Consider the following 11,837-nt stretch of genomic DNA (forward strand, 5'->3'; position numbering starts at 1 on the left):
ACGGGAGCATTGATATTAATTTAGAACAAGAAGTATATTTTGAAACTAGTGTCTTTAAGAAAACCTCCACTGTTAAGAGAAAAGCCAGTTTGTTCAGCTAATTGCGTAGTTGATGAAGCATATTTCTGTTTATAATTAGCATACAGAGCACCTGCCGAAAGCAATTGCGTTTCTATTGCCCAATGCTTTGCAAAAAACCAGCTCAAACCTCCTACAGCATTCAGCTTATAAGTGTCACCTTTGTAATTTCTTACTTCAGGATCGACATTGTATATTACTGTCTGACTTTGATTAGAGCGAAAATAATCTGCTTTCCCGCCAGCATAAGCATAGAACTTACCTACTAAAGGGAAGTACTTTTGGTAGGTGATGCTTGCACCGTAAGTATCTGATTTGCTATCGGAACCTCCTGTACCTGCGCTTTTCTGTTTATTTCGTCCATAGGACAAGTCCAAGCTAATTTTTGAGTTGTCTTTAATGAAAAATCCATAGCCTAGGCCAATATCTAATCCCGTGATTTTTGTGTCAGCATTAGCAGCGTCGGTGTAATCATTTTTGATGGTATTAGAACCAAGAGTAAGACCTAAAGTGCTGGTTCCTTTTGTTTGAGCGTATCCGGAAACGGATAAGAGCATTGCCAGAGCGAAAATCAATTGTTTTTTCATAATTGTTTATATTTGTGTGTTTATGTTTAACGAATATAAAAACGCTTGACATAAAAGCAAAATAAAATAAATTACTTTAACAAAAATTAACAACTAAGGAATTTTAGGGCAAAAAGAAAACGGAGCCTGTCTTCTTTCGATTTCAGTGCTCCGTTTCCAATCATTTCCAGCCTTAGCTGTGAAATGACCATCAATTGCTTCTTGTTACCTGACCTTTCGTAGTTTTCCTAGTTCCTTGGAACTTCCAAACCCGTCTAAATTAAAGCTTCTGGCTCTTTCCGTAGAATATCCCCTTCTTGCTGTTTAATGTCTGTTTTGAGTTCTGCTATTTTGCATTCGCTTCTCAGCTCCTGTCAAATTTGATGTCCCGCTTGCCATGTCTCCATTGCTGCCGGGCCCTTATGCTTCTGCTCTTGAAATTGCCAGAACCCTCTGCCCTTAGGCTATTGTTCTTTTTGGAATTTCTTCAGACTGTCAAAGTACCTGCTAATTGATATATCTAATATACAGACAATTGACTACAATACAAAGCTTTAAAGGCTTTTAGTTATACACCTGTTATCCACAAAGTTTTACACATTAATTTGAGGTTTATACACAGTTTATTCACATATTTACGTACAACATCCGCTTATGAAGATCAATTATTCCAAATTATTGCTCCTTTTTCTGTTTGGTATATTATCCTACCTGCAAGCTTGTCGCTCGCCCGATAGGGAAAAAAAGCAGATTTCCAGGCAAACATTGAAAAAACGTGCCATCAAGGATTGGAACAAAACCATCCCTGGAAACTTTAGCGCTGAACAGGATTTGTTTTTTGATACATTAAAAATTGAAGACTTCCTGAAACAAAAACCTGAACTGGCTACTTATGCCCCGGAAATCAGGAAATTCTACGCAGGTCGCAATTTCGCCTACGCCTGGTATACCAAAAAAGGGCTGATTGAGCAGGCAGGTAACCTTGCCGACCGGATCAGAAACCTTGGCGAAGAGGGTGTTGCCAAACCAGCACCATATTTAAGTACGCTGGATTCTTTACTGTACGAAAAGTCGGCAAAGAAGCCTGACCTCAACCTGGAGCTGATGCTTACGGCCCAATATTTCGTATTTGCCAAACTGGCCTGGCAGGGAATGGATGCTTCCATCAGTAAAAAGACTCAGTGGTTCCTACCAAGGAAAAAGGTGGCTTATGAGCAATACCTGGACAGCATGATCAAGTCGCCAGGCAAGTTTTCCGGCATCGGCGTTGCACCGGTATATCGACAGTACGACTTATTGAAAACCTTCCTGCAGAAATACAGGGCGCTGGATGAAAAGGACGATTGGCCAGTGATTGTTGCGGACCAGAAATCCTATAAACCAGGTGATTCATCAACCGTGCTTTCGGCTATAAAAACGAGGTTGTTCAAGCTGGAGGATTTTAAAGGGGATACTTTAGATACCCACTACGACGATGAACTACTTGTGGCGATGAAGCAGTTTCAGAGCAGGCATGGACTTATCGCAGATGGCGCAATAGGTCCTGGCACATTTGCTGCATTGAATACGCCATTGAAGACCAGGATCACTCAGCTATTGGTCAATATGGAGCGCTGCAGATGGCTGCCAGTGCATATGAATTCAGATTATCTGGCTGTAAACATTCCCGAGTTCCGCTTGCATGTTTACCATGCAGACAGCCTTTTATGGAGCTGTAATGTGGTCGTCGGACAGTCGGTGCATAAAACGGTAATTTTTGGTGGCGACATGAAATATGTGGTATTTAGTCCCTATTGGAATGTACCACCAAGCATTGTGCGCAACGAGGTGCTGCCGGCCATGCGTCGCAATCCGGGCTACCTGAATGCTGCGCGGATGGAGATCACCGGGAAAAGCGAAGGCCTGCCGGTGGTAAGACAAAAACCCGGACCGAAAAACTCATTGGGCCAGGTGAAATTCCTTTTCCCAAACAGCTACAACATCTACCTCCACGACACACCCGCTAAATCCCTGTTTACTGAATCTTCAAGGGCATTTAGTCATGGCTGCATCCGCATCTCTGAACCTGCAAAGCTTGCCGGCTTCCTCTTGAGGAACAGCAAAAACTGGGATGAGCAGAAAATAAAAACCGCCATGAACTCCGGCAAAGAACAGTATGTGACACTAAAAGAACCTGTTCCGGTTTTTATTGCCTATTTTACATCCTTTATAGACCGAAACAATTTATTAAACTTTAGAAAAGACATTTACGAAAGAGATAAACCATTGTCTGACATGCTCTTGAAAAAAGATTGATTTTTTTTCATCATTACTGTAGCGAATCTGGCACTCGCCTCGTTTGGTTATATGAGAGCGTTAAATTAGATGATGGGGTTGGGTCTTCGGATCCAGCTCCATTTCTTTTTCCAAAAAAAACTAAAACCCGAATTATGAAACGATCCTTTACTACCGCTTTTTTTTCTATGCTGACTGCAGCTTCGTTGCTTAGCGCCTGCAAAAAAGACCCTGTAACTATTCCCGATTACACTTTCGTGAGCGTAACCAATGCCTCACCAAGCAGCGCAACTTACAACATTTATTTTGATGCCAATAAGCTGATCAATGGTGCACTTCCTTATGAAGGCAATATCGCCTACAAACAGATCAATCCAACTACGTACACTGTAAAACTGACACCGGAGAGCAGTTCAGAAAATAAGCTCAGCAAGCAATTTAGCTTTGATGCAAATAAAGGTTATTCTTTATTCATCATCGGAAGGGCTGGAAAGACTGAGGGCACTGATAAATTTGACATCCTGCAGGTTGAAGATGAGCTGAAAGCGCCTGCAACTGATAAAGCACTGATTCGCTTCATCAACCTCTCTCCCGATGCACCGGCACTAAACCTGCATGAAAAGGGCAAAGATGCCATCATTTCCGACAAAGCCTACAAAAGCGTAAGCGCCTTCGTTGAGGTAGAAGCAAGGAAATACATTTTCGATCTAAAAGATAAAGCCAGCAACCTGAGTAAAGCTGAGATGGCTGAAGTAGATATCAAGAAAGGCGGCATTTATACAATCATTGCCAAGGGTTTACTGACCCCAGCCGAGTCTGAGAAACCTTTCGGCGGATTTGTAGTAGCCAACTAGGCCTGCTACAAATCCCTGTTTTCAATGGCCCGAATCTTTTCCAATCGTTTTACGTGACGCTCTTCATTGGTAAAGCTGGCCCTTAGAAAAGCAAATACGATCTCCTTTGCGAGCTCAATACCCAATACACGCTCTCCCAAACACAAGACATTGACATCATCATGTTCCACAGACTGATGTGCAGAATAGGTATCATGGCAGACTCCTGCCCTGATACCTTTAAATTTATTGGCCGCAATACTGACGCCCACAGAACTTCCACAGATCAAAATACCCCTTTCCCCTTCCCTGTTTAGTAAGGCCAGTGCTACGTCTGCCGCATGGTCTGGATAGTCTGAAGCTTGCTCGGTAAAGGTGCCTTTATCGACGACTTCATAGCCGTTTTCCACCAAAAGCTTGGCGATGATGGTTTTGTATTTAAATCCTGCGTGGTCTGATCCGATGACAACTTTCATATTGCTTTATTTTATTTGATGTTATTCAATTCTTCCTGGGTAAAAGCAGTCTCTCTGCCTTTGTATTTCTGGCGTGCAGCAGCAATGTCCTTGACTTCTACTTTACCTGCATTATTCTGCCAGGAGCTTCTGATGAAACTCAAGACCTGGGCAATGTCTTCATCAGAGATTTCCTCACCATAGGCTACACCCGGCATATCAGCAGAAATCTCAGGGGATTGGTAAAGGTGATCATTGACCTTAATTGGACCCGTTAGTCCATACATCACAATGGGAATCAACTTATTCAGGCTACCCGTAACCCATTCTGATTTGTTGAGCGGCGGTGCCAGTGACTTAATCCCGTTGCCGTCCGGCGCATGGCAGGTCTGACAGGTACTGCGGAACAAGGCTGCCCCTTTCGGAAATGCCCTGGCAATAACCTCTGGGTCACGGTTTTTCTGTGCGCTCCTAAAGTTGTTGATCACCTTTGCCAACTGCTTATTGATCTTTAGATTGGTATCCGGAAGTTGCTGAGCTATGCTTTGTTGAAAGCCTTCTTCCCGCATCGGCAATGTACTTACTATGGCATCTACTACGTAACTATTGTCGGGATATTTCCTGGCTAAATCCAGCAACAACTGACTGGCTTCCTGCTCATTGAATGGTTTGATGTAATTGGCTACGTAAGCAATATAGGGAGCAGCAAATTCATCGCCATTGGCTAGCAATTGTTTCAAAGCCTTTACGTAGGCCGGGTAGCTGGATAGATTGATTACTGAAGGGGCGGCAGCTAAGGACTGGGTCCTGATGACCCAATTGCCGCTCTGCATCAGATCGGTTACCTCGTTGGTCTGCAGTGCATAAAGCCCTTCCAACACCCACATGGCATGGATGACCTGCATCGGATTCTGTGTATTTTTCAGCGCTGCTTTCAGATATGGGATGGCTTTCCTATTTTTCTGGTCGACCATAATCTGCTGGGTAAGATCCCGGATGAAACCGTTAGGATTGCCCAATAAGGCGACTTGCTGAGCAGGGTCGTTTGGTATGCTGACCGCTTTTGGTTTCTTACCTTTTGGTACGATCTTATAGATCCGGCCACAACCTACAGGCTGCGATAGATTGCGCATTGCAAACTGCTTCATCAGATAAGGTGTCACATAGGTTTTGTGCTGTATGATGCCATGGTACATGTCCAGCACGTACATGGCCCCGTCTGGACCGTTATATAAGCTTACGGGACGGAAACGCTCGTCGACACTCGCCAGAAATTCTTTTTGCGCATAAGCCTGCTTTCCTTTTACCTTAAAACGGTCTTCTGTCAGGATGTTACGCTTGATCAGATTAGCAGAAGGTTCAGCTACAAATGCATTCCATTTGTAAGCATCGCCAAAGAGGTTGCCTCGGTAGATCAGCGGGCCGCATGCAGCAGTAAATTCCTTTAAACGCAGACTGTCATCCAGCATTCCCTTGACATAGCCCCTATTGACACCGGGAGTAGGCCTGATCGGATATACCTTATTGTCGGGCACAGTCCTTTCATTGTAACCAGCTACATTGCGTAAGCTCTTGTTGCCGGCACCAAAGCCAGGTGCAAAGTAATCGCCGATGAGGTTGGTAGAATTATCGTTGTAATACAAGCGGCCATAGTCGTCCTGCGTTACCCCCCATTGTCCGCGGAAATGGGTATTTTCTATAATCCAGTCTTCGCCTCTTTTACGGAAACGTCTGTTGTCTTTGGCATTGTAAATCCAGTTGTCCAGTCCCCGCATCAAGCCATTGGGCTGATGCTCTACATTGCCCTCAGTGGCAAATTTGGAATCTACCAATGTGCGGCCTGCGGGTTTATCATCCTTGATCTTGTAATACCATAAATTAGGTGGCGTGGCCACTAGAATGCCATCTTCGATGAGGCAAATGGATCTGGGCATCACCAGGGAATCCAGAAACAGTTTCCTGGTATCGGCTACGCCATCTCCATTTTTATCTTCCAGGATCACAACCTTGCCATTGGGTTTGTCTTCGCCCCTGCCAAGGGAATCGGGCATGTAGCCGTTCATCTCCACAACCCACATGCGGCCTTTGCCATCGAAAGACATGGCCACCGGCATGCTGACCATAGGTTCTGCAGCCACGAGTTTTACTTCAAAGCCCTCTTCAATTCTCATCTTGGTGATGGCTTCATCGGCCGCCACTACAGGTGAGCTACTAAAATCTATGCCTTTGGCCATTCCACTGGCCTGACTGGTGCTGGTTGCCATTTTGTAGCTCTGACACTGATACAGTGAAAACAGCACAATGCCCAGAACGGTATATTGATATCCTTTCATGTTGATGCTAGCTTTTTACGGGAATTTGGCTCAATACTTTGAGCAGGTAAGTCCAGAATTTCTGTACGGATGAAATTTTCACACATTCATCAGGAGAATGGGCGCCATGGATGGTAGGACCGAAAGAGATCATGTCCATTCCGGGCAGATGAGCTCCCAGGATACCACATTCCAAACCGGCATGACAGGCATTTACATGAGGTTCCTCATTGAACGTCGTTCTGTAAAGTTCGGTCATTAATCTGAGTATATCCGAATCGGCATTGGGCTTCCATCCGGGATAATCGCCACTACGGGAGACATTGCAGCCCATGAGTTCAAAAGCCGAGGCAACTGCGTTGGCCACATCCGTTTTGCTGCTTTCTACGCTACTGCGCTGGAGCGATTGCGTGATGAAGTCGCCGCCTTTTACAATGACCCTTGCCAGATTTGAAGAAGCTTCTACCAGATTGGCGATATCAGGACTCATCCTGAACACCCCATTTGGCAATGTGTAAATGGCGTAAATCATCTTTTTGAGCTCTTCAGGAGCTACCACATGCGAAGGCAGTTCGGAAGGTACAGCATTGATTTTGAGGCCCGGTTCTATAGATCGGTATTCTGCCTGAATGGTATTTTGGAATTGCGCCAGAAAGCTTTTGAAAGATTGTTCATCAGCTTTATCGAGTACGACAACCGCTTTAGATTCGCGGGGAATGGCATTGCGCAGGCTACCCCCATCTATGGCGGCGACCTGCAATGGCAATACCTGAAGTGCATCATGCAGCAGGCGGTTCATCAGTTTATTGGCATTGGCCCTGCCTTTATGGATGTCCATGCCGGAGTGCCCGCCCAGGAGCCCTTTGATGCTCAACTCAAAAGCGAGATCATCTGCAGCTACTGCCTGTTGTTTATAGTTATAAATCGTATTAGTATCGATTCCCCCGGCGCAGCCGATGGTCAGCTCATGATCCTCCTCCGTATCCAGGTTCAGCAATATGCTGCCGGATAAATTGGTCGGATCGAGTTGTTTGGCTCCGGTCATGCCTGTTTCTTCGTCAATAGTAAACAGTGCTTCTATGGCCGGATGCGGGATATCAGATGCAGCGAGAATTCCCATGATGGTGGCTACGCCTATGCCATTGTCTGCGCCCAATGTAGTGCCTTTGGCACGAACCCAATCGCCATCAATATGCATGTCTATACCCTGGGTATCGAAATCGAAATTACTGTCGCTATTCTTTTGGTGCACCATGTCCAGGTGGGACTGCAATATGACCGTCTGGCGGTCTTCCATTCCGGCTGTGGCTGGCTTCTTGATCACTACATTACCGATACTGTCCTGTATGGTTTCCAGCCCTAGGCTATGTCCGAAATCTACCATAAACCGGATCACCCTCGTCTCCTTTTTTGATGCCCTCGGTATGGCGTTCAGGCCTGCAAAATTGACCCAAAGCGCCTTGGGCGCCAACTCCTTTACTTCCATTATATTTGTCTCATTTGTATATAACAAACTTAATTAAAAGTTTTTTAAAATCGCTTCCAACCAGGGCAATATCCTGCTTTTGTTGCAAAGAATGCCATAGGAATTTTACCCTTCAGATGACAAAACTTAAGTGAAAGAATCTGATATTAGCTGCACTGAAAAATGAAACCTTATGAAACACCTTCTTTTAGCTTTATTGATCTGCAGTGCTGCAGTAAGTGTACGTGCTCAGGGACTGGCTCCGGGAACAGATATCCCCAAAGCGGTATTTTATCGTTCCAATGGGACCACTTTTAGTACTGATCAGGTAGTACGTGGTAAAAAGACGTTATTGATGTTCTTTGACGCCACTTGCGGGCATTGCCAAAAGGTGGCAGCTACGATTTCTAAAAGGAATAAGGAATTCAGCAATATCAATATCTTATTGGTGACCCAGGATGAGCAACGTTCCATTGATTATTTCATGAACAATTACGGCAAGACCTTACTGACCATGAAAAACGTGACTATCGTACAGGACAGAGATCGTGTATTCATTCCCCTCTTCCATCCGAAACAATATCCGGCATTGTATCTGTTTGGTCCTGACAGGAAGTTGATTTACTTCTCCAGTGAAGACAAAGATCTGCCAAAATTCTTTACGCTGATTAAATAGCAGCCAGACTTTTTGCGCTGATCTTATAATAAGCGCCGTCCCAAAGTTCTATCCGCTTTTTCAAAGAAGCGACAGTAGCGGCTTCGGCAGCATTCCAGAATTCTTCATTCTCAGCACAAAGTTCAGCAGTCATCTCCAGTGCCAGGTGACTGTGGTGGTCTCCATCTACTTCGATGTGTCTGTCGAGGTAATATTTGAAAAGAGAAATCTGATCAGGAAACTTTTTGTTCAGGTCGTTGACAATCGCATGAAACATATTAGGGATGAGGTCTTCCCGGCCAAAGGTGAAGGTACTGGCCTGTAAATGTGCTTGCTTACTATTGATGATCTCGAAGGTGAAATCTACGAAATTACGGGCTTCTTCAGGAGTACTGGCCATCGCATAAGCTTTCTCCAGATCGCCTGTCTGCTTGAGCGCAGCAATGAAACAATCCATTTCAAAGGTATCAGCGCCACATTGTTCCATGGCATCGAGATACATCTCAAAATGGCTTTTTTTCTCGCCTTCGGCATCTACATCGGACTCTTCGCCGGCCACGATCTCATTGATCAGCGCACGTGTGCTTCCAGAGCCAACCGGAAACCAGGGCAAGGTAGTACAGGTAAGGTTGATCTGCAGAGATTTGAGCAGCGACATGAAATCCCAAACCGCGTAAACGTGGTATTGCATAAAAACCCGGAGGTCTTCCAGGTCATTGATCACTGAGTAAACTTTGTGGTTAATAATCTGTTGCCGTAACGGCTCAATGGTATTCTTGATTCTTTCCAGCGCTGTATTCATCTGCCCCTTTTAAAATATTTCGGCGGCAAAGATAAGACTTTACCACCAAAATCCCTGCACCTTTACCAATCCTTTAAATCCTGACATTGATTTTATTTTTTTCCTAAGTTCTACAACCATAGGCACATTGCCTGCAAGATACACGGTGCTGTTGTCCAATTGTTGCTCCTGGAGCCAGGCATGCAGGTTATCGATATTATCAGGAGTTTCCTGGGGAATCGCTTCCAGCCGGGAATCGAAATCGCGGCTGAAAAAGTCGCGGTGCTCCGGATCGCTAATGACCAGGGCTCCGGACAACTTACCTTTACCCGCTAACTGTTCAAGGGCCAGGAAATGTCCGATAGCGGAACTGTCGCCAAGACAAAACAACATGGCAGCATCCAGGGGTTTGGTAAAGGTAGTGCTAATGCCCATATAGCGGACTTCGTCGCCGGTTTTCAGGGAAGCCGCCCAATGGCTGCCTGCACCGTCATGCGCAGCATCTACGTAGAGTGTACAGGTTTCGGTGCTGGCATCCCAATCTGCAGGTGTATAATCCCTAAAGGTATGCGCTGCTACTTTTATTTTCATGTGCTGTACGCTTTGCCATTTCTGCATGTCTACGCCTGGGAGATGCAGGTCAATTTCATAAAAAGTTGAAGGATTCCATGCACGAACATCGAGTACCTGAGCGGTTTTCGCAAACTGCTTTTCAATGATATCTATGGCTTTTTTCTTGATAATATTCATAACTGATGTATTTAACATTGCAAAGCAAGGCTAAATAGCGCTAGGTATCAATGAATGATCTGAGGTAAGTATTGGACAATCAGCGGTAAGCAGAGCGGAATTTGCCTGCGGACATCCCTTCGGATTTGCTAAACAATCTGGAAAAATAAGTATGGTCGGAAAAGCCGAGTTCAAAAGCGATTTGCTTTACGTTTAGATCCGTGTAATACAATAAGCGTTTGGCTTCCAGCATCAGTTCATGCTGGATCCAGTAGCTGACTGAAAAGCCCGTGACAGATTTCAGCACCTCATTGAGGTAGCTCAGGGAAATGTGTAATAACCCCGCGTAGGCGGAAGGACTTTTAGTGGTTTTGTAGTGCTGCAGCAACAATTGCCTGAACTCGTTGCTGATCTGTACTGGTCTTGAATTCTGCTGTAGTGTAGCACTCCCCTGCTCCAGGTACAGCTCGGCAACCAAACCGATAAAGGCCGATGCCAAAGCATGTGCTATGGATTTGCCCAAGCTGGTTTCCATGTTCAGGTATCTGTGGTAGAGCAGTTCCAGGCTCTGTTTCAATCTGTTTTTTTGTACGGCATCCAGCGCGAGCGGTGCGTTGATGGGGATTTGCTGCTCGAAAATGGTACGGTATTCTTCTGCAACCAGCAAAGTATCGATGGCCAAAAAATAACCCGTAGTATTTTCAGAAAGCACGCCATGATGCACTTGTCCGGGCAATACATAGAGCATCGCGGCATCGGGAATATCCAGCAATTTGAAATCGAGCATAAACTGGTTTCTGCCGCTTTCCTGTAAGATAAAAATATAGTGATCGTCGCGATGGGCTTCTTGTAAGGGGGTATCCGTAACCAATGTAACAGCCTCGAAATGGTGCATTTCGAGGCCGTTTTTTGATCGCTCTTTGAGCTTATGTAATGGGATATTGGCTTTCACATTGCTGACTGAATGGTACAAAACTAGGCATTTATATCCCTAACATTTTTATTGCTGATATTTTATTTCCCTTTTCAGTGAAAACCAACCAGAGGTTGCGCTTCCCTTCAATGGCCTGCAGATTGGCAATCGCAGAAGTGCCTTCAGTCTTCCCGATAATTGAGCCTGCTGGCGAGTCCAGATGTATTTCGATGCTTCCTTTGACATCGCCGTTGAGTATGAACTCTATACCTTTGAGCTCTGTGAGGTCTATGCTTTTGAGTTGTAGAAAAGCACCTGCTGATTTGGAACTCGCTATTGTCCGCTCTTTATTGAAATTCATTTCATGAGAACCGTCGGTGTTGTTGACCAGAATATGCGGATGGCGCAGCACCACGATGTGCTCTCCAAGCTGTGCGGGAGCGAGCTTGGCTCCACGGTCTTTATAAGCAGCCCGGAATATAAATGTGCCTTTATTGGTCTGGTCTGGCTTTACATTCGTTGTGTAGCTTCCTACTACAGGCAGGTTTTTACTGGCCGGGGCTTTTTGGCTCAGGCTCAGGATGTATTTTACAATAGAGCTGACTTCACTTACTGGCATTGAAGAATGCGCAGGCATCATGGCATCTCCCCAGACGCCGGAACCGCCATTGATCACCTTCTTAGTAAGTGCTGATTCCGCAGTTTTACTGCCTTTGTATTTTAGGGAAACTGCCTTAAAGGATGGCCCCAGAGACTTGGTATCTAAAGCATGACAA

10 protein-coding genes and 1 pseudogene are annotated in these 11,837 nt (G+C 45.2%); 3 read left to right on the forward strand and 8 right to left on the reverse strand.

Annotated elements, in window-relative coordinates:
- Positions 1–20 precede the first annotated feature (20 nt).
- Entirely contained in the window at positions 21–665 is a 645-nt protein-coding gene (locus tag WAE59_RS25590) for an autotransporter outer membrane beta-barrel domain-containing protein (protein WP_337858862.1), read from the reverse strand.
- Positions 666–1,298: 633 nt separating this feature from the next.
- On the opposite strand from WAE59_RS25590, the gene WAE59_RS25595 reads away from it, so the two are divergent.
- Positions 1,299–2,939, forward strand: coding sequence for a L,D-transpeptidase family protein (locus WAE59_RS25595; protein ID WP_337858863.1), 1,641 nt, complete (start codon positions 1,299–1,301; stop codon positions 2,937–2,939).
- 134 nt (positions 2,940–3,073) lie between these two features.
- On the forward strand, positions 3,074–3,772 hold the full coding sequence (locus WAE59_RS25600) for a DUF4397 domain-containing protein (RefSeq protein ID WP_337858864.1): 699 nt from the start codon (positions 3,074–3,076) through the stop codon (positions 3,770–3,772).
- A 5-nt stretch (positions 3,773–3,777) separates the two neighbouring features.
- On the opposite strand, the gene rpiB is transcribed toward WAE59_RS25600, so the two are convergent.
- The 3 genes from rpiB to WAE59_RS25615 are packed head-to-tail and all read right to left on the reverse strand — an operon-like array spanning position 3,778 to position 8,004.
- Positions 3,778–4,227, reverse strand: a complete 450-nt coding sequence (rpiB, locus tag WAE59_RS25605; protein ID WP_337858865.1) for a ribose 5-phosphate isomerase B — start codon at positions 4,225–4,227, stop codon at positions 3,778–3,780.
- A gap of 11 nt (positions 4,228–4,238) precedes the next feature.
- Positions 4,239–6,539: a DUF7133 domain-containing protein gene (locus WAE59_RS25610; RefSeq protein ID WP_337858866.1), complete on the reverse strand. Its 2,301-nt coding sequence runs from the start codon at positions 6,537–6,539 to the stop codon at positions 4,239–4,241.
- 7 nt (positions 6,540–6,546) lie between these two features.
- Positions 6,547–8,004, reverse strand: coding sequence for an aminoacyl-histidine dipeptidase (locus WAE59_RS25615; protein ID WP_337858867.1), 1,458 nt, complete (start codon positions 8,002–8,004; stop codon positions 6,547–6,549).
- A 172-nt stretch (positions 8,005–8,176) separates the two neighbouring features.
- Between WAE59_RS25615 and WAE59_RS25620 the strand changes: the two genes are divergently transcribed.
- A complete protein-coding gene (locus WAE59_RS25620) occupies positions 8,177–8,659 on the forward strand; it encodes a redoxin domain-containing protein (protein ID WP_337858868.1) in 483 nt (160 codons plus the stop codon).
- Here WAE59_RS25620 and WAE59_RS25625 read toward each other — a convergent pair.
- The 4 genes and pseudogenes from WAE59_RS25625 to WAE59_RS25640 all read right to left on the reverse strand — a co-directional run.
- Entirely contained in the window at positions 8,652–9,440 is a 789-nt protein-coding gene (locus WAE59_RS25625; protein ID WP_337858869.1) for a DUF3050 domain-containing protein, read from the reverse strand. The genes WAE59_RS25620 and WAE59_RS25625 overlap by 8 nt on opposite strands.
- A gap of 39 nt (positions 9,441–9,479) precedes the next feature.
- Positions 9,480–10,169 carry a hypothetical protein gene (locus WAE59_RS25630; protein ID WP_337858870.1) on the reverse strand — a complete coding sequence of 230 codons (690 nt, stop codon included), beginning with the start codon at positions 10,167–10,169 and terminating at the stop codon, positions 9,480–9,482.
- Positions 10,170–10,248: 79 nt separating this feature from the next.
- Positions 10,249–11,121 carry a helix-turn-helix domain-containing protein gene (locus tag WAE59_RS25635; protein WP_337858871.1) on the reverse strand — a complete coding sequence of 291 codons (873 nt, stop codon included), beginning with the start codon at positions 11,119–11,121 and terminating at the stop codon, positions 10,249–10,251.
- A 10-nt stretch (positions 11,122–11,131) separates the two neighbouring features.
- A pseudogene (locus WAE59_RS25640) lies at positions 11,132–11,837 on the reverse strand (hypothetical protein); the annotation flags it as partial.

Source organism: Pedobacter sp. GR22-6 (assembly GCF_037402555.1).
GTDB lineage: Bacteria > Bacteroidota > Bacteroidia > Sphingobacteriales > Sphingobacteriaceae > Pedobacter.